This is a genomic window from Streptomyces sp. NPDC003036, assembly GCF_040611175.1.
In the GTDB taxonomy this organism is placed as follows: Bacteria; Actinomycetota; Actinomycetes; order Streptomycetales; family Streptomycetaceae; genus Streptomyces.
On record NZ_JBEXNO010000002.1, the window covers coordinates 244097 to 270712 of the forward strand.

Consider the following 26616-nt stretch of genomic DNA (forward strand, 5'->3'; position numbering starts at 1 on the left):
CGATGTCCAGCGCGACCTTCGACTACGGCCCCGACTTCTACGACGAGGCCACGGTCTTCCCCCGCTACCAGGAGGCCCGGGCGGCCGTCGACGAGGGCAACACCACCCTCGAGGAGCCGTACGTCCTCGCCTTCATCGGCGACCTGCGGGGCCGCTCGGTGCTCGACCTCGGCTGCGGGGACGGCACGTTCGGGGAGTCCGTGCTGCGGGCCGGCGCCGACCGCTACCACGGCATCGACGGCAGCGGCCGCATGCTCGCGGCCGCCGCCGCCCGCCTGGACCCGGCGACGCTGGAGCGCGCCGACCTCAACGCCTGGACCTGCCGTGAGCCGGGGGCGTGGGACGTGGTGACGGCCCGCATGGTCCTGCACTACCTGGACGACCTCCCGGCGCTGCTGCGCGAGGTGCGGACCGCCCTGGCCCCCGGCGGCCGGTTCGTCCTCTCCGTCGAACACCCCGTGGTCACCTGCGCGTACGACGGCGACTTCCACGACGGTGTGCCGTCCGAGATGCGGGTGCGCGGCTACTTCGACGAGGGGGAGCGGGCCTGCGAGTGGCTCGGCTCCTCCGTGCGGAAGGTCCACCGCACCGTCGAGACCTACGTCCGGGACCTGCACGAGGCCGGGCTGGCCCTGACCGGGCTGTCCGAGGGGCGCCCCGAGCCGGACAACTTCCGGGACCCCCGCACGTGCGAAGCGCGCCGGGCCGTCCCCATGTACCTCACGATCCGGGCGGAGAAGCCGGCATGACGAGAACGACAAGAAAGAACAGCATGCCCAGACACCTCAGAAACCTCGGGACCCTGGTCGCCTCCCTGCTGCTGGCGTGCGTCACCACGGCCGCCTCGGCCGCACCGCCGGCCACCGCGTCGCCGGAGACCGCCCCGCGGCCCCTCAAGGTGTGGCTCATGTGGGGCTCCGTCCCCACGCCCGTGGTGGACCAGCTCGTCGACGAGTTCGAGGCGGCGCACCCCGGCGTCGAGGTGGACGTCGAGCTGCAGAGCTGGGTCGGCATCCAGGAGCGCCTGGAAGCCGCGCTCGCCTCCGACGACTCGCCCGACGTCGTGGAGCTCGGCACCACCACGACCCCCTCGTTCGCCTCCGCCGGCCTGCTCAAGGACCTCAGCTCCGAGGCCGACGCGCTCGGCTCCCCGGAGTGGATACCGTCGCTGCGCGAGTCCGGGAACTGGCGGGGCAAGCAGTACGGAGTGCCGCTGTACGCCGCGTCCCGCGTGGTGATCTACCGCACGGACCTCTTCGCCCAGGCCGGTCTCGACACACCCCGGGACCAGAAGGAGTGGGTGCGCACCACACGGGCGCTGGGCCGGGCCCATCAGGCGGACCCCGGTTTCCAGCCGCTCTACCTGCCGGGTCGGAACTGGTATGTGCTCTCCGGCCTGCTCCACGACCGGGGCGGCAGGCTCGCCACCCATGACGGCACCCGCTGGCACGGCGGGCTCGCCACCGCCGAGGCCGCCTCGGCGCTGAAGTACTACCGCACGCTCCAGTCGCTGTCGCAGGCGCCGAAGGACCAGGACGAGGCCCACCCGTTCCAGTACGAGGAACTCGCGAAGGGCAAGGTCGGCCAGATGGTGGGGCTGCCCTGGGAGCTGGCGGACGCCGAGCGCATCAACCCCGGCCTGCGGGGCAAGCTCGGCATGTTCCCCGTGCCGGGGCTCTCGGCGGACCGGCCGGGCAGCGTCTTCCTCGGCGGTTCGAACGTCGCGGTGTCGGCCCGCAGCGCGCAGCCGGAGGCGGCGCTGGAGTGGGTCGCCGGGATCACCGGCCCCGAGGCCCAGAAGCGCATCGCGGCGGCGAACGGCACGCTGCCCAACCGGCTCGCGCTGGCGCAGGACGTCGACAGTCCGGTGGTCAAGGTGCAGGCCGAGGCCGCCGCCAACGGGCACACCACCCCGGTCGACCCGCGCTGGCCGCTGGTGGAAGCCGAACCCAACCCGGTCAAGACGCTCCTCACCGACGTACTCACCGGCCGGCAGCCGATCCGCGCGGCGGGGCGGCAGGCCGACCGGATCGTGGAGGAGCGGTTGAACGGGACACCACCGGCGGACGGCCGCGGCCGGCTCCACTGAGCGAGCACGGACAGCTTCCGGGTGGCGGTCCGGTGCCTCGTCACGAGCGACCACCGGACCGTCACCCGGTTACCCCACCACCATCCGTCCCGGGAGTGACGACATGCCGGCAACCCATCCGTATCTGCACCGGGCGGCCTCGGACCGCCCCTACTTCAGCGCCGACGGGGAGACCTACCTGGCGCCGACGCCCCTGCGGGACCTCGACAAGAGCCTGCCGCTGCGGGTCCTGTCCGAGGAGGACTTCGCCTTCTGGCAGACGTACGGCTACGTCGTCGTCAAGGAGGCGATCCCCGCCGCCCACGCGGCGCGGCTGCTCGACTTCGCCTGGGAGTTCCAGGGCCTGGACCCCGACCGGCCCGACACCTGGTACGAGGACCGGCCGTTCCGCGACGACCTGGACCGGGAGCTCCACGTCTACGGCTTCGTGGAGGCCTATCAGCACCAGCTCATCTGGGACAGCCGCCAGCGGCAGCGGGTCTACGACGCGTTCGTCGACGTCTGGGACTGCGAGGAGCTGTGGGTCACCCTGGACCGGCTCAACCTGAATCCGCCCAACGTGAAGAACCGGGACCGTGCGCTCATCGCGCCGACGGACAAGGGATTCGACATCGAGCTCCACTGGGACGTCGACACCACGCTCAGCGTGCCGCCCCAGCGGGTCCAGGGCATCATCGCCCTCAACGGCACCCGGCCGGAGCACGGCGGCTTCCAGTGCTCGCCGGAGCTCTTCCGGCGCTTCGACCGGTGGAAGCTCGACCAGCCCGCCGACCGGGACCCCATCAGGCCCGGCACGGACAAGGCCGAATTCCCCGTGGTCCGCCCCGAGCTCGAGGCCGGCGACCTGCTGATCTGGAACGGCCTGCTGGCACACGGCGTGGCCCGCAACACCTCGCGGGACGGCGTGCGGGCGGTGCAGTACCTGTCCATGATGCCCGCCCTGGAATCGCACGAGACCCTGCGGCGGTCCCGGATCGACTCCTGGCGCCACCTCTCCACCCCCGAGTGGAACAAGACGCTGGTCGGCGACTGCGTCCAGCACGAGTCCCTCCGGTACGGCAGGGCGACGCTCAACGACCTCGGCGCCAGGCTCCTCGGACTCGCATCCTGGCACGGGACGCCCGACGGAACGTCCGACGGGACGGCCGGGAAAGCGGCCGCACAGGTGACCGGAGAACCGGCGTGAACCGCATATGCCTGGTCCTCCCCACCAACAGGGCCTGCGCCCCGATGATCTCGGCCATCGGAGGGGAGGCCGACTACGCGGCCACCCACTTCGGCGTCGAGGTGCACCTGCTCGTCCTGGACTCGTCCGACGCGGCGTCGTACGCCGAGCACGCCCGGGTCATCGAGCGCGAGCGCGCACGCAGGGCACCCCATGTGGTCGTGCACCATCTCGACGAAGCGGATCAGCGGGCCTTCCTCCACGAGGTGGTGCTCCGTTCCGGCGCGGAGATGCCGGAGCTGCTGCTCGACCTCATGCTCCCCACCCGTCTCTCCTACGGCGCCTGCACCAACCGCGCCTTCCTGCTGGCCGCCGCGCTGGGCTGCCGGTCGGTGCACCGCAGGGACTCCGACAGCGCCTACCAGGTCCTGAACGGCGAGCCGGTCTACCCCGTCCACCAGGAGCTCCGCTCGCTGGGCAAGCGCGCCGCCGACGCCGCGGCCGGCGTCCTTGTCGACGCCCTGCCGCCCGAACGCGCCGAACTGCCGGTCGTGCTGGTGGGCGCCTCGTTCATCGGCGAGCTGTCCGTGGACATCTCCGAGATCCTCGCACTCGACCCCGCCGTCTACTACGACGTCGTCAGCCTCTGGGCCCCGCCCGAGTGGTCGTACGAGCAGAAGCGCGCGCTCGTCGACGAATCGTTCAGAGGCGCGGGCACCGACCCGTTCGTCCGGGACCACTCCACGCTGGCCGCGGTCGACCCCCTGCGCGTGGACATGTGCAACGTCAGCTTCCACGAGGAGGTCTACGGGCGGGTGCCGCTGCCCCCGGCCACCGACACCATCGGCAGCGACTACTTCCTCCTGCACCTCGTCCACGACGCGCTGCTGCCGGGCGTCCTGCACAACCGGCACATGGTGAACTTCTACACCGCCGAGCGGCGCACCACACCCGGGTTCATGGCGTACCAGACGCGGTTCACGAAGTTCTTCCTCTCGATGCTGTACTTCAACTTCCTCTACCGCGAAATGGCGGCGGCCGGCCCCGGCCTCCTCGACGACCACCATCGCCCGCGCGCGGACAGGATCGCCGGACTGGCCCGGCAGAGCGCCCTGCTGGACCAGACGGAGAACGTGCGGCGACTGCTCACCATCGAGCGGTCCTACCGGAAACTCGGCGGTAAATACGCGGAGTTCGCCGGGGTCCTGGCGGAACGCGCGCCGCAGCTGCTCGATGAAGCCCGCCAGGACATCCTGCACTTCGCGCTCCTGACCGAAGCGTGGGATGCGCTGATGCGCGCGAGCGACGAGGTGGGCCCGACATGGTGACCGCCGACGTCCACATACGCCCGGTCTCCGAAGGCGACTGGGCCGACATCATGGCGCTGGAGGCCGACGCCTACGCCGACATCACGCTGTCGGAGGATCCCGACGCCCTGAAATCCAGGGCCCAGTCGTCACCGGCCACCTGTTTCGTACTGGAATGGGAGTGGCGGACCGTGGGTTATGTCCTCGCCCTGCCCTATCCCCTCTTCTCCTATCCGGATTTGACCAGGAGCGAGGAGGTCGTGCACCACTCGCGCAATCTGCACCTGCACGATCTCGTCATCGCCGCGCCCTACCGCCGCAGGGGGCTGGGCAGGCGCCTGCTGCACGCCCTCACGGCGAGGGCCCGCGCGGAGGCGTACGAGCAGATCTCCCTGATCGCCGTCGGCGGCAGCGACGCCTTCTGGTCGAGGAACGGGTTCCGCGCCCGGCGCGAGGTCGAGCTCCCCCGGAGTTACGGCCCGCAAGCGGTGTACATGTCCAAGAGGGTGCTCGAACCCGTGGCGACCGGCCGCCTGGAGACCTCAGCGGCTCAGGGGTTCGGCGGCCGTGAGTGAGCCGGTGACCGCCTCGGCCGCGGCGATCCCGGCGACCTTGGTGGCGCCGTGGGTGACCAGGTCGGCGGCGCCCCCCGCGCCGCCGACGGGCACGCCCATCTCCACCACCACGGCGTCCGGGCGAGCGCTCAGCAGCCGGGCCACGGCGTCGGACATCCAGCGGTGGCGGGCCGCGTCCCGCACCACGATGATCAGCGCCCGCCCCTGCGCCGGGCGGAGCACCTCCCGGTGGAGCACCTCCGGGACGAGCGCCCCGCCCGCGGGGCCGGCCTCCGCCTCGGTCAGCCGGACCGACGTGGTGGCCGGGCGCAGCCGGCACAGCGGCTCGGCCAGGCCCCAGGGCGTCCGCCCGTCGACGGCCAGGCTCATCACCGGGGAGAACTCCACGACATGAGCGTCACCGACGACCGGGAGAACCGCCTCCGGCGCACCGGGGCGGCGGTGTATTCGGATGGCCTGGCGGGCGGCGACCAGACCGATGTCGGAGCGGGTGCCGTCGGGCGCCACCGACAGGAACCGCCGGGCGGACCAGGACGCGAACTCCGCGACCCGCCCCGCCGCTTCGGCGAGCCGCTCCTCGGCGAGCGTCCCTTCGCGCACGGCTCGTACGAGGGCGCCGGCGAGCTGGTCGGTGGTGGCTTCCTCGGCACTCTCGCCGCCCACGCACACCGCGTCCGCCCCGGCGGCCAGCGCCTTCACCGTCGCCCCGTCGATGCCGTACCGGCCGGAGACGGCGCCCATCTCGATGCCGTCCGTGACCACGAGTCCCGTGAACCCGAGCTCGCCGCGCAGCAGGTCCGTCAGGACGCGGCGGCTGAGCGTCGCGGGCAGCTCACCGTCGTACGCGGGGGCCAGCAGGTGCGCGGACATCACCGCGCGCACGCCCGCCTCCATCGCGGCGACGAACGGCGGCAGCGCGGTGCGGGCGATCTCCTCCGCGCTCGCGGAGATCTCGGGCAGCCCGTGGTGCGAGTCGACGGCCGTGTCCCCGTGGCCGGGGAAGTGCTTTACACAGGCGGCGACCCCCGCCGACTGCAGCCCGCGGATCCAGGCGGCCGTGTGCCGCGCGACCACATCGCTACGTGCGCCGAAAGAGCGCACGCCGATCACGGGATTGAGCGGATTGGAATTGACGTCGGCGCTCGGCGCGTAGTTCAGCGAAATTCCGGCCGCGTGCAGTTCACGTCCGATATCCCGGGCGACCCGCTCGGTGAGATCGGTGTCGTCGACCGCGCCGAGAGCCAGATTGCCCGGCCGGGTGGCACCGGACCACGCCTCCAGCCGCGTGACGTCACCCGCCTCCTCGTCGATGGCGATGACGAGCTCCGGATTCTCCGCACGCAGCGCCGCGGTGAGGGCCGCGACCTGCTCGCCGTCCACGATGTTCCGCCCGAAAAGCACAACGGACCGGAGGCCTTCGGAAATCCGCCGGCGTACCCAGTCCGGAGCGGTCGTCCCCACGAATCCCGGCTGCAGCACGGCATGGGCCAGGCGAAAAAGTTCCTGGTGGCTGCTCGATTCCATCGCGGGGCCTCCGAAGGCGCGAAGATGCAACAGACTGATTGGTACAGACCAACGAAAGGGTCGCGCAGCGCCCGACGGAGTGTCAAGGCCGTGACCGGCCACCGAATTCACGTCGATCCACGTACGAGAACGCGCACACAGGAGACCCCGCCATGCAGAGATACGAACTCGTCGGCCGCCGGGACATACGGCTCGCCACCGATGCCCCCGTACCCGTACCGGGCCCTCTCGAAGTACTGGTACGCGTCCACGCCTGCACCGTCTGCAACCGCAGCGACCTCGCCTACTACCACTACTACGGACTGCGCGAACACTGCTCGCAGGGCTGCTTCGGCCACGAGATCGCCGGTGTGGTGGCGGCGACGGGACCCGGCGTCACGCGCGTGACCGCAGGCCAACGCGTCTTCGTCCGTACGCCGTTGACCACCGGCTACGCCGAATACGCCCTGGCGCGCGAGATATCCGTCGGCGCCCTGCCCGACTCCGTGCCCTTCGCGCAGGGCGCCATCCTGCAACTGCTGCCGCTCGTGGTGCACGCCACCCGCGGCATCCGGCTCGGCGACCGGGTGGCGGTCCTCGGCCAGGGACCGGTGGGGCTGCTCGCCCTGCGCATGGCGGCCCTGCGCGGCGCCTCGCACCTCACCGCCGCCGACCTCGACGACTGGCGCCTCGGGCACTCCACCCGGTTCGGCGCCGACGCGGTGCACCAGGTCGACGGATCGGCGGACGCGCTGGCCGCCCTCGGGGACGACTTCGACGTGGCCATCGACGCGGTGGGCACCCCCACCACCCTCAACTCCGCGGTCCGCCTCGTCCGGCAGAACGGACTCGTCGTCATGCTCGGCACCCACCACGTGGACACCCACGTCACCGTCGACCTGGTGACGTGGGAACGCAAGGGACTGCGCGTGCACAGCTCGGCGGAGCCCCTGGACGGCGCACGCGCCGAGGCGCTCCAGGTCGCCGAGCGCCTCATCCACTCCCGCCCCGCCGAGCTGCCCCTGTCCGCACTGCTCACCCACACCTACCCGCTCGCCGAACTCCCCAAGGCCATGGACCACTTGTCGGCGAGCCGCACCCTGTACCCGGACGGCACGGACGCTCCCTACGACGGCCCGCCGCCGCGCACCCTGAAGGTGGCGGTCCTGCCGTGATCGGGCCGCTGCGGTGAAATGGGCCATCGCCGGCTACGGCGACGTCGTGGTCCGCCGCGTCCTGCCCGCCCTGCGCGCCCTGGGCGAGGAACCGGTCCGCCTGTGGGGGCGGGACCCGCTCCGCGCGGCACGGACCGCCGAACGGTTCGGCATCCCCTCGGTGGCCGGTGCGCCCGGGGAACTGCTCGACGGAGCCGACGCCTTGTACGTCGCCACACCCGTCGTCCACCACGTACCGCTGACCGCCGCCGGCCTGCGGGCGGGCCTGCACGTCCTGGTGGAGAAACCCCTCGCCGGCACCCTCCGCCCCGGCGGAGCACGGCTGGACGGCGCCGGCCCCGGGTGCGCCGGAGCCGCGTACTACCGCAGGCTCGCCCCGGCGGTGGCCGCCGTGTGCCGACAGCTCGGCGACTGGCGCCCGGAGCGGGTGGAGGTCCGCTTCCGGACCGCCTTCGCCCCCGGCCCCGCCCACCCGATGGCATGGCGCACGGACCCCGCCGTGTCGGGCGGCGGGGTACTCGCCGACGCGGGCAGCCACCGCCTCGACCTGCTGCTGACGCTCTTCGGCACCCCGGCGACGGTACGGGCCCGGCTCACCCGGCGCTTCCCCTCCGGAGCGGAACGCCGCGCCGAGGTCGTCCTGGAATGGCCCCGCGGGCTCCGCGCCCACTGCCTGACGGAGTGGGACCACCAGGCCCCGCCCGTGGACCTGCTCACCATGACGGGCGGCGGCCGCACCCTGACCCTCGACCCCCTGGACTCCGGCCGGCTGTGCGTCACCACCGCCCACGGCACCCGCCGCCAGGTCCTGCCCCCCGCCGGCAACCCGCACCAGCCCTTGATCGCCGACTTCCGCACCGCGGCGACAACGGGCCGCCCCCCGGTCTGCCCCCTGCCCGAAGCCGCTCTGGTCGACGCGGTCCTGGTGGCGGCGGAACGCTCGGACGCGCGGGGCGGCGGGCCCGTACGGGTGCGGGCCTAAGAGCCCTCGGGCGCCGACTCCAGGGCGCCGACCGCCTGTGACAGCAGCGCCGTCAGGGCGTCGACCACGCCGGGAGGGAGCCCGGCGAGGCGGCGTGCGTGCACGGTGTCCACGGTGTCCTGGATCCGCTCGCAGACGCGCAGGCCCTCCTCGGTGAGCTGCGCCCACGAACTGCGCCCGTCACGCAGGTCCGCTTCCCGTACGACATAGCCGGACTCGGTCATCCGCCGGATCACGTTGCTGGTCCCGCCGGACGACAGGCGGCAGACGACGGACAGCTCCGTCGGCTTCAGCCGGTGCTCCGGGGCCGCGCCGCGCAGGGCGGCCAGGACGTCGAAGTCGGCGCGGGTCAGGCCGTGGCGGGCGGCCTCGCCGTTGACGGTGGCGTCCATGGCGGCGGTCAGCCGCGCGGCCTGCTCGGCCAGTTCCGCCGGCGCGCTGCGCGCCGCCGCCGCGGCCGTGCGTCCACCGCCCCGCCTCGCCCTCACGTCCACGTCCGTCACTTCCCGGTTCCTCCCCGTGGTGGGGACCATGCGCCCCTGTGCGGGCGAGGGAAGTCTAGGCGCGGACACCCCGAGGAGAACACCACGCCCACGGGCGGCTCCCGGGGCTGCGTGCCTCGGGAGCCGCCCGTGGGGGCCCCGGGTCAGGCGGCGGAGCGGGAGACCGCCTCCGCCCAGCGGGTCAGCAGGGCGTCGGCCGCCGCGGCGCTCGGGGCCTCCGCCCAGACGCCGGTGACCGCGCGGGAGGCGTCCGGCAGGACCAGGGCCCAGCGGCCGTCCGGCTCCACCACGCGGATGCCCTCGGTGGTGTCCACCTCGAGCCCGGCGGCCGCCTCCGCGACCTGCCGCATGACCGTGCCCTTCGCCTCCCACGGAGTGGCGAGCTCGCGCCTGCGGACAAAGACGCGCGGCACCGCCTCCACCAGGGCGCTCAGCGGCGCGGCGCGCCGGGCGAGGAGAGCGGTGAGGCGGGCGAGCGCGGCGAACCCGTCGTGGTACGGGGAGTTCTCCGGCAGCGCGAAGCCGCCCCGGCCGTCGGCGGCGAGGACGGTCCCGGCGGCCTCGGCGGCGCGGATGGCCCGGTCCGGGGCCGAGGAGGTCCGCAGGACGCGGCCGCCGTGCCGGGCGGCGACGCCCTCGGCGGCGCGGCTGACGGTGGGCGGCAGGACGACCGTGCCGCCGGGCCGTTCGGCCGAGACCAGCTGCACCATGAGGAGCAGCAGCGTCTCGTCGGACACCTCGCGGCCGTGCTCGTCCACCACGGAGACGCGCTGGCCGGTGGGGTCGATCCGCACGCCGAAGTCCGCGTGGTTGGCGGCGACGACGTCCCCGAGGTAGCGCAGGGCGCCCCGGCGCTCGACCGCCGTCTCGGTGGCGCGCTCGTCGTCGAGGCCGGTGTTGAGGGTGACGGCGCGGACGCCGAGCCCGTCCAGGAGGCCCGGCAGGACCAGGGCGCCGCTGCCGAACGCGGCGTCCACGACGACCTTGGGCGCGCGCTCGCGGATCGCCGCGGCGTCGACGCGCTTCAGCAGCCGCTCGGTGTACGCGCTCAGCGCGGTCGCCGCCGACTCCTCGCCGGACAGCAGCGCGCCGAACTCCCCGGCGGGCGCCCGCCGGAACTGCCCCTGGCCCAGCAGGCGTTCCAGCTTGCGCTGCGCGGCCTGCGGCAGGTCCACGCCGTGGGCGTCGAGGAACGTCAGGCTCACCGAGTCGACCGCGCCCGGCGTCGTCGTCAGCAGGACGCCGCCGTCGGTGAGCGCGGCCTCGCGCCGCGCGACGGGCACCGGGACGTGGCCCAGGTCCCGTACGTGCACGCCGCTCGACTGGAGCGCGGAGACCACCGCGGCGGCCAGCACCCGCGAGCCCTGGGCGTGGTCGCGGGCGACGGTGACGGTGGCGTCGTGGGGCACCGTCGTCGCGTACGCCCCGGCGAGCCGCACGGTCAGTTCGGGCGTGAGGTCGACGTTGACGACACCGCTGACGCCCTCCGGCCCGAACAGGGCGCGTGAGCCCTGGCCGTCCCAGAGGAGGTCGGTGCCGATCACGGCGCCCGGGCCGATGGTCTTCGCCGGGTTGACGACGACGCCCGCCGACACCACCGCGTCCTCGCCCACCCGGGAGTTCTCGCCGACGACCACGCCCTCCTCCAGGCGCGCGGAGCGCCGGACGGTCGTGTTGCGGCCCACGACGCACCCGCGCAGGGAGGTGTGCGCCCCGGCGTACGCGTGCGGGTGGAGCACCGCCCGGTGGAGGTGGGCGCCGGGCTCGACGACGCTGTGGGCGCCGATCACCGAGTGCTCGTGCACCCGCGCCCCGGCGGCGATCCGCGCGTGCTCGCCGATGACCACCGGGCCGCGGACGTCGGCCTCCGGGTCGACCCAGGCGCTGTCGGCCACCCACACACCGGGCATGATCTCGGTGCCGGGGACGCCCGAGTCCACGCGGCCGTCCAGCAGGTCGGTCTGGGCCTGCCGGTAGCCGTCCAGGGTGCCGACGTCCTGCCAGTAGCCGTCGGCGACGTAGCCGTGGACGGCCGCCCCCTGGGCGATCAGCCGGGGCAGGACGTCACCGGACCAGTCGACCGGCTCCCCGGCCGGCACCTGGGCCAGCACCTCCGGCTCCATCACGTAGATGCCGGTGTTGACCGTGTCGGAGAACACCTCGCCCCACGTCGGCTTCTCCAGGAAGCGCTCGACGCGGCCGTCCTCGCCGACCACGGTGACGCCGAACTCCAGCGGATCGGGCACGCGGGTCAGGCAGACGGTGACCATCGCCCGACGCTCCCGGTGGTGGCGTATCAGCGCCGACAGGTCGATGTCGGTGAGGGCGTCGCCGGAGATCACCAGGAAGGGGGCGCCGCCCAGCTCGTGCTCGGCGTTCTTGACGCTGCCGGCCGTCCCGAGCGGGGTCTCCTCGTGGGCGTACGTGAGGGACATGCCGAGGTCCGAGCCGTCCCCGAACCGCTCCTCGATGAGGTGGGCGAGGAACTGGACGGTGACCACGGTCTCCGTGACGCCGTGTCTGCGCAGCAGCCTCAGTACGTGTTCCATGATGGGTCGTTCGCCGACGGGGAGCAGCGGCTTGGGCACGGACGTGGTCAGGGGGCGCAGGCGGGTGCCCTCGCCTCCGGCCATCACAACAGCCTTCACAGGGAAAGACTCCTTTCGGACGGGTGGCGGTGCAGCGGGTAGGGAGCGGTTTCGGGCGGAACGGGCAGGGCGGCCGGCAGGGAGGGGGCGTCGACGCCCCCCAGGCGCAGCGCGGACAGGACTTCGTCCCGGGCGCCCTCCAGGACCAGGTCGGTGCCGGGGGCCAGCTCCTGCTGGGCCAGGGCGACACAGCGCACTCCGCCCGCGGTGAGCGAGGCGAGCTCGCCCACCCTGAGGACGAGGCGGTCCACCGGCTGCCGTACGGCCTGGCCCAGCAGGGCGCGCAGGGCCGGCACACGCGCGTCGGTGAGCTTCCCGGACAGGTGGATGACGGCGGTCCGTCCGGAGACGGAGAGATAAGCGTCGAAGGTCATCGGCCGGATCCCTTTCGTGCGGGGGCGGATGCGGGCACGGGTGCGGCGGGCCGCAGGCGGACCCGTACCGTCGGCCGGCCGGCGGTGTCGGGCAGCCGTACGGCCATGGCCTCGGCGTCGAAGTCGGACCAGGGCTCGCCGTCGATCAGCACCCGGTCCAGGAGGACCTTTCCGGGCGGCAGGAGGTCGGGCGCGACCCGCAGGACGCGTCCCGGGAGCGCGGCGTCCGGCCGCGGCTTGTACCAGAGCTCCAGCGGCTCGCCCTGGATCAGCAGCCGCTGGTACACCTCGGCGAGGTAGCAGAGCTCCGCCTTGTGGTACATGGACATCGCGTGGCTGCCCTTGAGGCGTTCGTTGCCGACCGCGTACGGGATGCCCTGGGCGAGCACGGTGAAGTGGACGGCGCCGGCGTCGTGGTCGAGGAAGAAGGCGTTGTAGAAGGCGGCGGCCTCGCGCGCGTGCCGCAGGTGCCCGGCGTCGTCCGTGTGGGCGGCCAGCAGCAGGTAGGCGAGGATCGCCTGCTCCTGCTGCCACCAGGCCTTGCGGTCGTGGTACGCGAAGGCGTGCCGGCCGTCGCGCGGCTCGCGCTCCATGAGGTCGTACCAGCCGCCGCGCTGGCCGTCCCGACCGATGTCGGGCAGCAGGGCGCCGAGGCGCTCGGCCAGCGCCCGGTACTCGCGCTTGGGGCGGGCCGACTGCATGCGCAGCAGGTTCCAGACGATCTTCAGGTTGTGGCCGACCACCGCGTGGTTCCGTTGCCAGCCCCAGTGGTGGTCGGGGGACCAGTCGGCGTGGAAGCGCTCGTTGACGAAGGGGCTGGCGCCGCCGCGCTCCGGCATGTGCTCGACGATCATGTCGAAGGTGTGCTCCAGCATGCGCAGATGGCGCTCGTCGCCGGTGGCCAGGTAGAGGTTGATGAGGTACGCGGGCGCGTGGTCCCCGACGGAGTTCCAGTTCTTGCGGGACCGGTTGGGGCCCAGGCTGTCGACGTGCGGGCTGAGGGTGACCGGGTCGATGTGGGAGTAGTAGCCGCCGAGCCTGCGGTCGGCGTAGAAGCGCTCGAAGAGCCGTACGGTGCCGTCGATGTCCGCCCGGACCACCGGGTCGCCGGTGATCCGGTACGTCTGGGCCAGGCCGACGAGCGCGTAGATCTGCTCGTACGCGGGCAGGGCCCGGTGCTCGTCGCCGAACTCCGAGGCGAACAGCTTCCGCTCGCCGAGCGGGTGCTTCTCGATGCCGTGGTACCAGTACACGACGTCTTCCGCCCTGTCGTGGAAGCGCAGGTGGTCGTGGAGGTAGCGGCAGCCGCGCTCGGCGGTGTCGAGGTAGGTCTCGTCGCCGGTGAGCAGGTAGGTGGTGGCCATCCCGTACACGAGCCGCGAGATGGTGTCCGTCTCCTGTACGCCGTACGCGGACTTCTCGCCGCCGCCGCGCAGTTCGGTGCGGTACTGCCCGAAGTCGGCCGGGCCGCCGCCGAACTGGGAGCGGTGGTAGAAGCCGGCGAGCCGCCGCAGCTGGGCGGTCCACCACCCGGGCTCCTCGTGCGGGTGCGGGTACGGCCTTCCGGGGCCGCCCGCCACGACGAGGTGGTCGACCTGGCAGCGCGGACCCTCCGGGCCGCCGTGGTAGACCGGCCCGTAGCTGAACACCAGGGCGCCCGGTACCAGGTGCTCCGCCAGCCGGTCGGTCACGTCCTGGTACGGCTCGCCGAGGTTGCGCAGCCGCTGGGCGGAGGTGGCCGCGGTGACCTCCAGCGTCACCGGCGCGCCGCCCAGGGTGCGCAGCGTCAGGCGGTCGCCCGCGTACTGCTCGACGTAGCCGGCCATCGTGTCGGAGAACGACGCCACGAGGCTCTGTACGGCGCTCACGCGGCGGCTCCCGCGGCGGCTCCCCCGGGACGGGCCAGCGTCTCGATCACGGTGCGCGCCAGCAGGTGGCAGTGGTCCGCGCTGCGCGAGGTGATGAGGTCGCCGTCCACCACCAGGTCCTGGTCCAGGTAGTCGGCGCCCATGTTGCGGACGTCGGCGACGAGGTTGTTGTGGCAGGTCACCGGGCGGCCCCGGATCAGCTCCTTGGCCGCCGACAGCAGCAGCAGGCCGTGGCAGGAGAACGCCTTCACCAGGTGCGGGATGCCGAAGGCGCGCCGCATCAGCCGTACGGCGGGCGCCTCGCGGCCGACGTCCTCGCTGTAGCGCAGCCGGTCGGCGACCATCCCGCCCGGTACCACCAGCGCGGACAGCCGGGACAGTTCGTGGTAGCCGAGGGCCTCCAGGTCGCCCGTCACGCGGACCTCGCCGCGGTGGACGTGCCCGTGGAAGGTGAGGGAGTCACGGCCCCACAGCCGGGTCAGCAGCTCGACGTGGGCGCCCTCCTCGGCGAACCGCCGCTCGAAGTAGGCGATCTCGTCCTCGGCGAAGTCGTTCTCCATGAGGACGCCGATGCGTTTGCCGGCCAGGGGGCCGTCCGGCAGCGGCCTGATGCTTGCCATGCTCACATTCCCCCGCGGGTGAGAAGTACGGAAGGTCGAACGGAAGGGGCTGAACGGGAGGGGCTGAACGGGAGGGTCGGTTCGGAAGGGGTGGTTCGGAAGGGTCGGTTCGGAAGGGGCGTCACGCGGGGGCCGGGGCCGGAAGCCCGGGCCGGGGCGTGAGGGCGTCCACGGTGTAGGCGCGGATGCGGGGCCGGCCGTCGAGCAGCACGACCGACCAGGTCTGCCGGGCGTCGAAGTCGAGGGTCCGGCTGTACGCGTCGGGCGGGCTCCACACGCGCGTGCGCCAGTTGACGGTGACCTCGACCTCCGCGCTGAGCGGGGTGACCGGGCGGACGGCGACCGCGTCGACCCGGTGCAGCTCGTCGAAGTACAGCGCGCAGACCTTGCGGTACCAGGAGCGGAAGCCGGACAGCCCCCGGACGGTGCCCTCGGGGAAGCGCATGACGAGTCCGCGCGGGACCAGGTGGTGCAGCACCTCCTCGACGGGGGCGTGCCGGTCGAGGGCGGCGTACCAGTCGGTGACGGTCCGTTCCACGGCGGACCGGGTAAGGAGGCCGGTGACAGGGGGCATGGGTGGTCTCTTCTCCGTAACGGGGGGGAGTCAGTACGCGGTGACGAGATCGATCAGGAACGGGCCGGTGCCGCTCAGCGCCGTGTCGATCGCCGGGCCGATCTGGTCGGGGGTCTCCACGCGCACCGCCGGCACGCCGAGGGACTGCGCCAGTCCGGTGAAGCCGATGGCGGGCCGGGACAGGTCGAACGCCGACGGCAGGTCGGCCTGCCGCCTGCCGTCGGGCCGCGCCCCGCGGTAGACGCCGAGGTTCAGATCGAGCAGCCGGTAACGGCCGTTGTTGCAGATGACGAAGGTGGCGTCGATGCCGTACCGGGCGGCGGTCCACAGCGCCTGGATCGTGTACATGCTGCCGCCGTCCCCGGTGAAGCCGACCACCTCCAGGTCCGGCCGTGCGAGCTTCACGCCCAGGGCACCGGGGATCCCGACGCCCAGGGAGCCGCCCCGGGTCTGGAAGTACGTGCCCGGGACGCGGGGAGGCAGATGCCGCACCAGGTCCCCGGAGGCGGTCAACGCCTCGTCGAACACGGCCAGGTTGTGCGGTGCCCGGGCGGCCAGCGCCTTGCAGAAACGTTCCATCATGGAGGGCGCTGTTGTCGCCGGGGCCGTACCCCGTCCCTCCCTGGACACGGCGGCCGTACGGCCCTGGCGGCCCCGGCGGTCCAGCTCGGCCGCGAGGGCACCCAGCGCCGCCTTCGGGTCGGCGGCCACGCCCAGGTCGACGGGGAAGTTCTTGGCGATCTCGTACGGGTCGGCGTCGATGTGGACCAGCCGCGCTCCGGGCCGGAAGGGGCTCGCCAGCCGGGGGAAGACCTCGGGGAACACGTACGTGCCCACGATCAGCACGGCGTCGGCCCCGGCCACCACACGGGCGCTGTCGTCGCCCGACATGTGTCCGAGGACACCGCCGAAGAGCGGGTGCGTGGTGTCCATGTTGACCTCGGAGGAGTTCACCCCCCAGACCCGTGCGCCCAGCCGCTCCGCGACGTCCGTGAGCTCCCGCTGCGCCCCGCTGACGGCGACGCCGTCGCCCATGAGGATCAACGGCCGCTCCCCGGCGAGCAGCAGGTCGGCCGCCTCCCGCGTGGTCGCCGCGTCCGGTACGGAACGCGTCACCGGGACCGGGGCGGGAACGGCCTGCTCGTCCGTGAGCTCCTCCAGGACATCGGCCGGCAGCACCACCAGCACGGGGCCGCGCGGGGGCGTCGCTGCGATCTTCACGGCACGGCGCAGCACCCGCAGCACCGAGTCCGGGTGCACGACCCGGGTGGCGTACTTGGTGACGGGCGCGGCCATCGCCACCAGGTCGGCGGCCATCTGCGCGTCCATCGCGTCGTACCGCAGGCCCGCCTCGCCCGCCAGCGCGACCAGCGGGGAGCCGCCGCGCAGGGCCTGGTAGAGCATGCCGATCGCGTTGCCGAGTCCCGCGCTGCTGTGCAGCTGCACGAGCGCCGGGCGCCCCGAGGCGCGGGCGTAGCCGTCGGCCATGGCCACCGCCACGCCTTCGTGCAGGGCGAGGACGTACGACGTGTCTCCAGCGTCGACGAGGTCGAGGAAGCCCTGCTCCACCGTGCCGGGGTTGCCGAACATGTGGCGGAGGCCGTCGGCGGCGAACTGCTCGAAGAGCGCGGCCTTGGCGGGGCGCGGCTCCACCTCACCAGCCATGGCGGCGCAGCCCCCCGTCCAGGACCTCGGCCAGCAACTCGCCGGCCAGGGTCGAGTCCGGCGTCGAACGGGCCGTGACGAACGGGAAGTCGACGACGACCGAGGTCTCCTTGCCGACGTTCCCGTGGAATCCGCCGTCCGGCCCGGTGGCGTCCCGGAGGATGTACTCCAGGGGATAGGGCGGCGGCCCCATCACGAAATCGGTTCCGAGGAAACCGGTCCCGTCCTTGTAGTCGTATTCCTTCGGGTGCCCGGTGACGTGTTTGCCCCACAGCAGGCTGGTGCGGGTCTCCGGGTCACGCGCGAATGCCAGCGCCGCCACTCCGTAGCATTCCGCGAGGATCGGCCGGTCCGCCGCCGCGAACGCCAGGATGATCTCGTGGAGCCGCTCGTTGTTGGCGAGGTCCACGATCGGGCCGCTGCCCCCGACGATGACGAGGGCGTCGAATCCGGCGAGCAGGTCGTCGGTGACCGCGGCGAGCCGGCGGTGGTACTCCTCCAGCTCCCGGAGGTGGTTCAGCGCGCTGAGGTACGGGCGCTCGGGGAGCAGTCCGGCCAGCGACAGCGGCTGGTCGAGCCGGTCGGACCCGTCCAGCTCACGGGCGCGCCGGGCCATGTCGGCGGTGGTGACCGTACGCCCCAGCGGAGGGTCCAGGTAGTGCGGATCGAGACTCGGTGGCAGCGCGTGCGCCCGCTTCCCGGTGGGCGTGAGGAACGTGGTGCGGTAGCCGCGGGCGTCGAACACGTCGAGCGGGCCGACCAGTTCCTCACCCCAGTAACCGTATTCGGACAGGGCCACGAGAATGCGTTGGGACACGAAAGGCTCCATGCGGTGGAAAAAGCCCGGCGGCATGGCGGAATTCGGCGTCCGGTGTGCCGGGACAACGTGGAGTTTGAGTCAAACCTCAGGAGTACGCCATCGGCAAGACACGCCCGGCGCGTTGGTGACACTGGAGCGAGTTGCCGAAGTAGCGGGGATTCCCGCGCAACGGAAACGGGGCGCGCCGCACGCCCGTTCTCCCCGGACATACCGAGTGCATCAGTGCGAGCCGTGAGAGGGGGCGGACATGAGCGGCCGACTGTTCATCGACGACGTGTCACCGGTCGTCGGTCTGGGGCGCTTTCCCGCCAAAGCGGTGGTGGGCGAAGCCCTGCCCGTGGAGGCGACCGTGTGGCGCGAGGGCCATGAGGCGCTCGCCGCCGCGGTGCTGTGGACCGGCCCGGACGGGTCCTGCCGCGAGATACCGCTGCGACTGTCGGACCCGGAGGCCGACCGGTGGCGGGCCGTGATCGTGCCCGAGGGCACGGGCGAGTTCACCTTCCGGATCCGGGCCTGGACGGACCCGTGGCAGACCTGGCTGCAGGCGGCGGAGGCCCGCCGCGCGGCCGGCCTCCCGCCCGGCGGGTCGGGCGACCCGGAGACGGGCGCCAGGCTCCTGGACCAGACGGCGCGGCTCGTCACCGAGGAGGCGGCGCCGCGTGGCGCCGAGGGGGCGCCCGGTGCCGCAGCCGCGGCTGGGGTCGTCGAGGCGCACCACGCCGAGATGGTTCCCGGCACCGGAGCTGCGGCCGGGGTTCACGTGGCGGCTGAGGCCGAGGTGCCGCGTGGTGCCGACGCGACGCGGGGTGCCGATACGACCGCACCGCCCCCTGCCGCCGCGGCCCAGGCGCTGCTCCGGGCCGCCCACGCGCTGCGCGGTGCGACCGGTGCGACCGGCGCGACCGGCGCGACCGCCGTGACCGGCTCCGAGGCGCTCTTCGCCGCGCTGAGCCCCGCCGTGCGCGCCGTCATGGACCGGCACCCGCTGCGCGCCCTGGCGGCCGACAGTCCGGCGTACCGCGTGCGCGTGGAGCGGCGCCGGGCGCTGTACGGCAGCTGGTACGAGTTCTTCCCCCGCTCCACCGGAGGGCGGGCCGCCGACGGCACCCCGCGGCACGGCACCTTCCGGACGGCCGTCGGCGAGCTGCCCCGGATCGCCCGCATGGGCTTCGACGTGGTGTACCTGCCGCCGGTCCACCCCATCGGCACCACCGCCCGCAAGGGCCGCGACAACGCCCTGAGCGCCGCCCCCGGCGACGTCGGATCGCCCTGGGCCATCGGATCGGCGGCCGGCGGGCACGACGCGGTCCACCCGGACCTCGGCACCCTGGAGGACTTCGACGCCTTCGTCGCCGCCGCCCGCCGCGCCGGCCTGGAGGTGGCGATGGACCTCGCCCTCCAGTGCTCGCCCGACCACCCCTGGCTGCGCGAGCACCCGGAGTGGTTCACCCACCGCCCCGACGGCACCATCGCCTGCGCGGAGAACCCGCCCAAGACGTACGAGGACATCGTCCCGCTGAACTTCGACAACGACCCCGAAGGCCTCTCCGCGGAGATCCTGCGGATCGTCCGCTTCTGGACCGGCCGGGGCGTACGGATCTTCCGCGTCGACAACCCCCACACCAAGCCGCCGGACTTCTGGCACCGGCTGATCCGCGACGTCCAGTCCACCGAACCCGACGTGCTGTTCCTGGCGGAGGCGTTCACCCGGCCCGCCGTCCAGCACGGGCTGTCGAAGCTCGGGTTCAGCCAGTCGTACACCTACTTCACCTGGAAGACGGGCAAGCGCGAGCTGACCGACTACCTCACCGAGCTGTCGGGGGAGGCGGCCGCCTGGTTCCGGCCCAACTTCTTCGTCAACACCCCCGACATCCTCCCCGTCCACCTCCAGACCGGGCAGCCGGCCGTCTTCGCGCTGCGCGCGGCGCTGGCGGCCACGCTGTCGCCGAGCTGGGGCGTGTACAGCGGGTTCGAGCGGTACGAGAGCGACCCGCTCGTGCCGGGCGAGGAGGAGTACCGCGCCTCGGAGAAGTACGAACTGCGCCCCCGCGACCACACCGCCGCGGGCCCCTCGCTGGAACCCTGGATCACCCTCCTCAACACCCTCCGGCGCCGCCACCCCGCCCTCCAGCAGCTCCGCTCGCTGCACTTCCACCCCACCGGCAACGACCGGGTCCTCGTCTACTCCAAGCGCGACCCGGTCAGCGGCGACACCGTCCTGTGCGCCGTCACCCTCACCCCGGACGAGACGGAACAGGCCACCGTACGGCTCGACACGGCGGCCCTGGGCCTGGCCCCGGGCCGGCGCGTCCACGCCGTCGACGAGGTGACGGGCCGGACCGCCGAGCTCGGTCCCGTACTCGACCTCAAGATCGACCCCCAGCAGTCCGTGGCCCACGTCTTCACCTGGAGCGACCAGTGACCTTCATGGAACTCCCGCCGCTGTCCCTGCACGGCGTGCTCGCCGACGGCCCGGCCCCGAGACCGCCCGCGCGCCGCGCGTCCCCGCTCCCGTACGCACCCCACTGGTACAAGCGAGCCGTCTTCTACGAGGTCCTCGTCAGCGCCTTCCAGGACAGCGACGGCGACGGCATCGGCGACCTGAAGGGGCTGACCCGGCGGCTGGACTACCTCCAGTGGCTCGGCGTGGACTGCCTGTGGCTGCCGCCCTTCTACTGCTCGCCGCTGCGCGACGGCGGCTACGACATCGCCGACTACCGCAGTGTGCGGCCGGACTTCGGAACGCTGGACGACTTCGTCGACCTGCTCGACGCCGCCCACAGCCGGGGCATCCGGGTCATCATCGACATGGTCATGAACCACACCAGCGACCAGCACCCGTGGTTCCAGGAGTCACGCCGCGACCCGTCCGGCCCGTACGGCGACTTCTACGTCTGGGCCGACGACGACACCGGCTACCCCGACGCCCGGATCATCTTCACCGACACCGAGACCTCCAACTGGGCCTTCGACCCGGTCCGCAAGCAGTACTACTGGCACCGCTTCTTCAGTCACCAGCCGGACCTCAACTACGAGAACCCGGCCGTACGGGCGGCCATGCTCGACGCGCTCGGCTTCTGGCTCGACCTCGGGGTGGACGGCTTCCGCCTGGACGCCGTGCCGTACCTGTACGCGCAGGAGGGCACGAGCTGCGAGAACCTCCCCGCCACGCACGACTTCCTCAAGCTCGTCCGCAAGACGCTGGACAACGAGTATCCCGGCCGGGTGCTGCTCGCCGAGGCCAACCAGCGCCCCGAGGAGCTCGTCGACTACTTCGGCGAGACGTCCACGGGCGGCGACGAGTGCCACATGGCGTTCCACTTCCCCCTCATGCCGCGCCTGTTCATGTCCGTACGCCGTGAGACGGCCCGCCCCCTGTCGGAGATCCTCGCCAAGACCCCCGAGCTGCCGGAGGGCTGCCAGTGGGGCATCTTCCTGCGCAACCACGACGAGCTGACGCTGGAGATGGTCACCGACGAGGAGCGCGCCTACCTCTACGCGCAGTACGCCCGCGACCCGAGGATGCGCGTCAACGTCGGCATCCGGCGCCGCCTGGCGCCCCTCCTCGACGGCGACCGCGGCCAGCTGGAGCTGTGCACGGCGCTGCTGCTGTCGCTGCCCGGGTCGCCGGTGCTCTACTACGGCGACGAGATCGGCATGGGCGACAACATCTGGCTCGACGACCGGGACGCCGTCCGCACCCCCATGCAGTGGAGCCCCGACCGCAACGCCGGCTTCTCCACCGGCGACCCCGGCCGGCTCGTCCTGCCGGTCGTCATGGACCCGGTCTACGGCTACCAGGCGGTCAACGTCGAGGCCCAGCAGGGCTCCGGCGGCTCGCTGCTGCACTGGACGCGCGCCATGCTGGCCGCCCGGCGCGCGCACCCGGCCTTCGGACCCGGCACCTTCACCGAGGTGCCCACCGACAACGACGCGGTCTTCGCCTTCGTCCGCCACCACACCGAGCACGACGGCACCGCCCACACGGTGCTGTGCGTCAACAACCTCTCCCGCCACCCCCAACCCGTCGAACTGGACCTGGACCGGTGGGCCGGAGCCGTACCCGTCGAGCTGCTGGGCGGAGCCGCCTTCCCCCGGATCGGGGCCCACCCCTACCGGCTCTCCCTCCAGGGCCGCGGCTTCTACTGGCTGTCGCTCACGCCACCGCTCACACCCACGCCCCCGCCCACGGCGGACGGACCGCGCACATGACCGTCGACATGGACACCCTCCACCTCCGGCTGGAGCGTGCCCTGACCGCCTGGGTGCCCTGGCAGCGCTGGTACGGCAGCAAGGGCCGCCCCCCGGAGGGGGCGTCGATCGTGCGGACCACCGCGTTCGGCGACACGCTCCGCACCGGCGGGGCGCGCGGCGTGCTGCTCCTGCTCCGCGTCACCTTCGCCGACGGCGGCCCGCCCGAGTACTACCAGGTCCCGGTGGGCATGCGGGCCGTGCTCGCGCCGGAACTGGAGCCGTACGTGATCGCCGGGGTGGACGACCTCTTCGTCTACGAGGCGGTCGGCGACTCCGCGCTCGTCGGCGCGCTGCTGGGGCTCACGGGCGCGTCGGCCGCACCGGCCGCACCCGCCACCGGATCCAGCAGGCCGCTGGGCGTGGAGCAGACCCACACCTCCGTCGTCGTGGACGAGCGGTACCTGCTGAAGATCTTCCGGCGGATCAGCACCGGTACGAACCCGGACGTGGAGCTGCTGCGGGCCCTCGGCTCCACCGCCAACCCGCACGTCACCGAGTTGCGCGGGGCCGTGGAAGGCGAACTCGACGGCGAACCGGTCACGTACGCCACGGTGCAGGACTACCTGCCGGAGGCGACGGACGGCTTCACGGCGGCCTGCGCGGCGGCGGGCACCGGTAAGGCGCCGGGCGCCGGCGCGCCGCGCGGCGCCTTCGTCCGGGAGGCGCGCGCCATGGGGGAGGCCGTCGCCCGGGTCCACGCCGACCTGGCACGGCGGCTCGGCACCGCGCCCACCGGAGCCGGCGACATCGCCGCGCTGCGCCGCGACCTGACCGCCGGCCTGGACGCGGCCGCCCGGCGGGTGGCGGCCCTGCGCCCGCTGCGGCCCGCGGTGCGCGCCGCCTACGAGCGCCTGGCCGCACTGACCTCCGGGCCGCCCGTGCAGCGCGTCCACGGCGATCTGCACCTCGGCCAGCTGCTGCGGTCCTCCGCCGACTGGATCCTGGTGGACTTCGAAGGCGCTCCGGGCGTGCCCCTGGCCGAACGCAGAGCCCTGCATTCGCCTTTGTCCGACATAGCGGGCATGCTGCGTTCGTTCGACTACGCGGCCCGTTGTGCCGGGGCACCCGACACCAGCCACTGGACGGCCCGGTGCGCGGACGCCTTCTGCGACGGCTACGCGCGGGTGTCGGGCCTCGATCCGCGGGAGCACGCGCTCCTGCTCCGGGCCTGCGTCCTCGCCAGGGCCGTACACGAAGTGGTGTACGAGCACGACCACCGGCCCGAGCGGATCAGTCTTCCGCTCGCGGCCGTCGCAGAATTGGTGCGGCACGGACACCTGAACAGCGGGAATCAAGCATGGTGAAACAAGAACGAGCAGTACGGACGCGGCACTCCCTCGTCGTGGCGGCCGCCGAGGAATTCGACAAGAACGGTTACGAGGGCACGTCCCTGGCCAGGGTGAGCAAATCCGCGGGAATATCCATGGGAGCGCTGACCTTCCATTTCCCCACCAAGGACGAGCTCGCCGAGGCGGTGCACGCGTGCGGCCGGTCCGCCACCCGGGCGGCGCTGGAGCGGCCGGCCGACGAACCGGCACCGGCGCTGGACCGGATGGTCGCGCTGACCGTCACGCTGGCCCGGCTGCTGCGGGAGAAGTCCCTCGTCCGCGCCTGCGCCCGGCTGGAGCGGGACGGCTGGCGCAGCGCGGCGGGCAGCTGGTCGTCCCTCTGGGCGCCGCTCGCCCGGGACCTGGCCGAACGCGCCGACGAGCAGGGCGAACTGCGGCAGGGCGTCGAACCGGACACCGTGTCGGCGCTCGTCGCCCACCTGGTCGCCGGCTCGGAGGTGCAGGTCCGCGAATGGCTGCACGGCCTCCCCCAGCCGGACGGCTCCCCGTGCCCCGCCGACGCCCAGCTCGCCCGCATCTGGGAACTGGCCCTCCGCGGCCTGCGCGCCCCGAATGCCTGATCCGGGGCGTTGACGCGCGGCTCTGACGCACGGCTCTGACGTGGGGGCGGCCGCCCCGACGGCCCCGGCAGGACCGGGACCGCCGGGGCGGCCGCGCGCCCGGGGCGGCGCCCTTGCGCGCCTTTGCCGAATTGCCGAAGTCGGCCTGGTGGCACGGCAGTTGCTTCAGCTGCCGCACGCGCACCGCCTAGCGTTTTTCCCATGAATTCGACTCCGCACCGCATAACGAAGGCAGTCGTCCCGGTGGCGGGACTCGGCACGCGTTTCCTGCCGGCCACGAAAGCCACCCCGAAGGAAATGCTGCCGGTGGTGGACAAGCCCGCCATCCAGTACGTGGTCGAAGAAGCCGTGTCCGCCGGAATGACGGACGTCCTCATGGTGACGGGGCGGAACAAGCGCCCCCTGGAAGACCACTTCGACCGCAACTACGAGCTCGAGGAGACCCTCGCGCGCAAGGGCGACCGGGACAAGCTCGCCCGCGTCTGCGCCCCCACCGAGCTCGCCACCTCCATCCACTACGTACGCCAGGGCGACCCCAAGGGGCTGGGTCACGCGGTGCTGTGCGCGGCGCCGCACGTGGGCCGTGAGCCCTTCGCCGTCCTGCTCGGCGACGACCTGATCGACCCCCGCGACCCGCTGCTCGCCAGGATGGCCGAGGTGCGGGCCCGGTACGGCGGCAGCGTGGTGGCGCTGATGGAGGTCGACCCCGACCAGATCCACCTCTACGGCTGCGCGGCCGTCCGGCCGACCGGTGGCGGCGACACGGTGCGCGTCACCGACCTCGTGGAGAAGCCCGCCCCGGGCGAAGCGCCCAGCAACTACGCCGTGATCGGCCGGTACGTACTCGACCCGGAGATCTTCGACGTGCTGCGCCGCACGGCGCCCGGTCGCGGCGGCGAGATCCAGCTCACGGACGCCCTGCGCGAACTGGCGGTGCGCGAGGACGCCGGCCCGGTGCACGGCGTCGTCTTCTCCGGACGGCGCTACGACACGGGCGACCGGCTCGGCTTCCTCCAGGCGACGGTCCGCCTCGCCTGCGAACGCGAGGACCTCGGGCGGGACTTCCGCGCCTGGCTGGGGGAGTACGTGGCGCAGGAGCTGCTCGTCCCGGTCGGCTGAGCCGCACGGGGCGCGTGTGGTGTGCGACCGCGCAAGGTGCACGGTTGCACACCACAACGGGCGGTCCTCTTGGGCAAGTTGCCAAGGTCGTATCCGGCAGGCCCTGCCAGGGCGGCATACCGAACGGTATCTACGTAATCTCGTTGTCGTGCCCGATCCGGCCGGAACACCGACGGACGCAGGGCGACCTGACACCCGACCACACCACCACCCGAGGGGGTGCGCCCGCCCATGTCCACGCCCACGTCCACGTCCACGCCCCTGAACGAGGGTCCCCTGCACGAGGCGGTGGACCGGCGTGTGGACCAGCGTGTGCACCGGATCCCGGTCGACGACCTGCTGCCCGCCGACTCACCGCGCACCGGGGGCGAGGACCTGGGACACGCCCAGGCCCTCGCGGCCTGCGGCGACCCGCTGCCCCCGATCGTGGTGCACCGGCCCACCATGCGGGTGATCGACGGCACGCACCGGCTGCGGGCCGCGCGGTTGCGCGGACAGCGCCTCATCGACGTGCGGTTCTTCGACGGCAGCAGCGAGGACGCGTTCGTCCTCGCCGTCGAGTCCAACACCCTGCACGGCCTGCCGCTGACCCTCGCCGACCGGACGGCCGCGGCGGCGCGCATCCTCGCCGCCCACCCCCAGTGGTCGGACCGGGCCGTGGCGTCCCGCACCGGGCTCGCCGCCGCGACCGTCGGCGCGCTGCGCCGGCGGACGGCTCCACCGGACGAGGCCGCCACCCACCGGATCGGCCAGGACGGCCGCGTCCGCCCGCTCAGCACCGCCGAGAGCCGCAGGGCCGCCGCCCGCCTCATCGCCGAGGACCCGGGCGCGTCCCTGCGGGCCATCGCGGAGCGCACGGGCCTGTCGCCCGGCACGGTCCGTGACGTACGGCGGCGGACCGGCGACGGCGAGGACCCGGTGCCGCCGCGCCAGCGCGAGGCGGAACGCAAGGCCGTCCCGGAGCAGGCCCCGAGGGTGTCCGCCGCACTCCCCACGTCGGGTGACGGCGGGCCCGGTCAGGGGCTGGAGGCCCTGGTCAGGAACCTCTGCCAGGACCCGGCGCTCCGGCTGAGCGACGCCGGACGCCTGCTCCTGCGGATGTTCGACGTCCAGGTGGCCGGTACCCGCCGGCGGCAGCAGATCCTCGCCGCCGTGCCGGCGCACCGCGCGGCCATGGTCGCGGCGGCCGCCGACCAGTGCGCCGCGGTCTGGCGGGACTTGGCGATCAGGATGCGCTCCCGCTCCGGCGCGGAGGGCGGTGACACCTGATGTCCGCCGCGCCGCGCCGCCCAGAAGCTTCCCCCCGGAAGACCCCCCAAGACAGTGCCAGAAGTGCCCAGAGAGGAACGTCCCCATGTCGGTTATTGATGATGTGAAGTCGGTTGGTGAGGGGAGGACTGTCGGTCCGCCTCGGATGACGGGCCGGCAGCGGCTGGTGCTGGTGGTGTTGCTGGTCGCGCAGTTCA

General features: G+C 73.1%; 22 protein-coding genes. 13 read left to right on the forward strand and 9 right to left on the reverse strand.

Features of this window, described 5'->3' with window-relative positions:
- The first annotated feature begins 2 nt into the window (after positions 1 to 2).
- From ABZX67_RS02770 to ABZX67_RS02790, 5 genes are all read left to right on the forward strand, one after another.
- A complete protein-coding gene (locus ABZX67_RS02770; protein ID WP_355353365.1) occupies positions 3 to 749 on the forward strand; it encodes a methyltransferase in 747 nt (248 codons plus the stop codon).
- A 23-nt stretch (positions 750 to 772) separates the two neighbouring features.
- Positions 773 to 2089 (forward strand): extracellular solute-binding protein, encoded by a 1317-nt coding sequence (locus tag ABZX67_RS02775; protein WP_355353368.1) that lies wholly within the window; start codon positions 773 to 775, stop codon positions 2087 to 2089.
- Positions 2090 to 2192: 103 nt separating this feature from the next.
- A complete protein-coding gene (locus ABZX67_RS02780; RefSeq protein WP_355353371.1) occupies positions 2193 to 3275 on the forward strand; it encodes a phytanoyl-CoA dioxygenase family protein in 1083 nt (360 codons plus the stop codon).
- Positions 3272 to 4582 (forward strand): DUF6271 family protein, encoded by a 1311-nt coding sequence (locus ABZX67_RS02785; protein ID WP_355353374.1) that lies wholly within the window; start codon positions 3272 to 3274, stop codon positions 4580 to 4582. Before ABZX67_RS02780 ends, ABZX67_RS02785 begins: the two co-directional genes overlap by 4 nt.
- On the forward strand, positions 4576 to 5136 hold the full coding sequence (locus ABZX67_RS02790; RefSeq protein WP_355353377.1) for a GNAT family N-acetyltransferase: 561 nt from the start codon (positions 4576 to 4578) through the stop codon (positions 5134 to 5136). Before ABZX67_RS02785 ends, ABZX67_RS02790 begins: the two co-directional genes overlap by 7 nt.
- On the opposite strand, the gene ABZX67_RS02795 is transcribed toward ABZX67_RS02790, so the two are convergent.
- Positions 5104 to 6660, reverse strand: coding sequence for a glycoside hydrolase family 3 protein (locus ABZX67_RS02795; protein ID WP_355353380.1), 1557 nt, complete (start codon positions 6658 to 6660; stop codon positions 5104 to 5106). The genes ABZX67_RS02790 and ABZX67_RS02795 overlap by 33 nt on opposite strands.
- A 152-nt stretch (positions 6661 to 6812) precedes the next feature.
- Between ABZX67_RS02795 and ABZX67_RS02800 the strand changes: the two genes are divergently transcribed.
- Both ABZX67_RS02800 and ABZX67_RS02805 read left to right on the forward strand, forming a co-directional pair.
- On the forward strand, positions 6813 to 7814 hold the full coding sequence (locus tag ABZX67_RS02800) for a zinc-binding dehydrogenase (RefSeq protein ID WP_355353383.1): 1002 nt from the start codon (positions 6813 to 6815) through the stop codon (positions 7812 to 7814).
- Positions 7815 to 7827: 13 nt separating this feature from the next.
- The gene (locus ABZX67_RS02805) at positions 7828 to 8796 is read left to right on the forward strand and encodes a Gfo/Idh/MocA family oxidoreductase (RefSeq protein WP_355353386.1); all 969 of its coding nucleotides are present in this window, start codon (positions 7828 to 7830) and stop codon (positions 8794 to 8796) included.
- Here ABZX67_RS02805 and ABZX67_RS02810 read toward each other — a convergent pair.
- The 8 genes from ABZX67_RS02810 to ABZX67_RS02845 form a co-directional block, all read right to left on the reverse strand.
- Positions 8793 to 9299 (reverse strand): MarR family transcriptional regulator, encoded by a 507-nt coding sequence (locus tag ABZX67_RS02810; RefSeq protein WP_355353389.1) that lies wholly within the window; start codon positions 9297 to 9299, stop codon positions 8793 to 8795. The two genes, ABZX67_RS02805 and ABZX67_RS02810, sit on opposite strands and share 4 nt — an antisense overlap.
- 143 nt (positions 9300 to 9442) lie before the next feature.
- Complete coding sequence (locus ABZX67_RS02815; protein ID WP_355353392.1) at positions 9443 to 11947, reverse strand: sugar phosphate nucleotidyltransferase; 2505 nt, start codon at positions 11945 to 11947, stop codon at positions 9443 to 9445.
- Positions 11944 to 12321, reverse strand: a complete 378-nt coding sequence (locus tag ABZX67_RS02820; RefSeq protein ID WP_355353395.1) for an STAS domain-containing protein — start codon at positions 12319 to 12321, stop codon at positions 11944 to 11946. The genes ABZX67_RS02815 and ABZX67_RS02820 overlap by 4 nt, the downstream gene beginning before the upstream one ends.
- Positions 12318 to 14189, reverse strand: a complete 1872-nt coding sequence (locus tag ABZX67_RS02825) for an AGE family epimerase/isomerase (protein WP_355353398.1) — start codon at positions 14187 to 14189, stop codon at positions 12318 to 12320. Before ABZX67_RS02825 ends, ABZX67_RS02820 begins: the two co-directional genes overlap by 4 nt.
- On the reverse strand, positions 14186 to 14809 hold the full coding sequence (locus tag ABZX67_RS02830; protein WP_355353401.1) for a DJ-1/PfpI family protein: 624 nt from the start codon (positions 14807 to 14809) through the stop codon (positions 14186 to 14188). The genes ABZX67_RS02825 and ABZX67_RS02830 overlap by 4 nt, the downstream gene beginning before the upstream one ends.
- 121 nt (positions 14810 to 14930) lie before the next feature.
- Complete coding sequence (locus ABZX67_RS02835; protein ID WP_355353404.1) at positions 14931 to 15383, reverse strand: nuclear transport factor 2 family protein; 453 nt, start codon at positions 15381 to 15383, stop codon at positions 14931 to 14933.
- Positions 15384 to 15413: 30 nt separating this feature from the next.
- Positions 15414 to 17048, reverse strand: coding sequence for a thiamine pyrophosphate-binding protein (locus ABZX67_RS02840; protein WP_355353407.1), 1635 nt, complete (start codon positions 17046 to 17048; stop codon positions 15414 to 15416).
- Positions 17038 to 17865, reverse strand: a complete 828-nt coding sequence (locus ABZX67_RS02845; RefSeq protein ID WP_355353410.1) for a type 1 glutamine amidotransferase domain-containing protein — start codon at positions 17863 to 17865, stop codon at positions 17038 to 17040. Before ABZX67_RS02845 ends, ABZX67_RS02840 begins: the two co-directional genes overlap by 11 nt.
- A gap of 250 nt (positions 17866 to 18115) precedes the next feature.
- Between ABZX67_RS02845 and ABZX67_RS02850 the strand changes: the two genes are divergently transcribed.
- The 6 genes from ABZX67_RS02850 (at position 18116) to ABZX67_RS02875 (ending at position 26419) form a co-directional block, all read left to right on the forward strand.
- Complete coding sequence (locus tag ABZX67_RS02850; RefSeq protein ID WP_355353413.1) at positions 18116 to 20290, forward strand: maltotransferase domain-containing protein; 2175 nt, start codon at positions 18116 to 18118, stop codon at positions 20288 to 20290.
- Between the two features lie 5 nt (positions 20291 to 20295).
- Positions 20296 to 22080: a maltose alpha-D-glucosyltransferase gene (treS, locus tag ABZX67_RS02855; protein WP_355353484.1), complete on the forward strand. Its 1785-nt coding sequence runs from the start codon at positions 20296 to 20298 to the stop codon at positions 22078 to 22080.
- Positions 22077 to 23426: a hypothetical protein gene (locus ABZX67_RS02860; RefSeq protein WP_355353416.1), complete on the forward strand. Its 1350-nt coding sequence runs from the start codon at positions 22077 to 22079 to the stop codon at positions 23424 to 23426. Before treS ends, ABZX67_RS02860 begins: the two co-directional genes overlap by 4 nt.
- Complete coding sequence (locus tag ABZX67_RS02865; RefSeq protein WP_355353419.1) at positions 23420 to 24031, forward strand: helix-turn-helix domain-containing protein; 612 nt, start codon at positions 23420 to 23422, stop codon at positions 24029 to 24031. The genes ABZX67_RS02860 and ABZX67_RS02865 overlap by 7 nt, the downstream gene beginning before the upstream one ends.
- Before the next feature lie 201 nt (positions 24032 to 24232).
- A complete protein-coding gene (gene galU / locus ABZX67_RS02870; RefSeq protein WP_355353422.1) occupies positions 24233 to 25150 on the forward strand; it encodes a UTP--glucose-1-phosphate uridylyltransferase GalU in 918 nt (305 codons plus the stop codon).
- A gap of 231 nt (positions 25151 to 25381) precedes the next feature.
- Entirely contained in the window at positions 25382 to 26419 is a 1038-nt protein-coding gene (locus ABZX67_RS02875) for a helix-turn-helix domain-containing protein (protein ID WP_355353425.1), read from the forward strand.
- Positions 26420 to 26616: the final 197 nt, after the last annotated feature.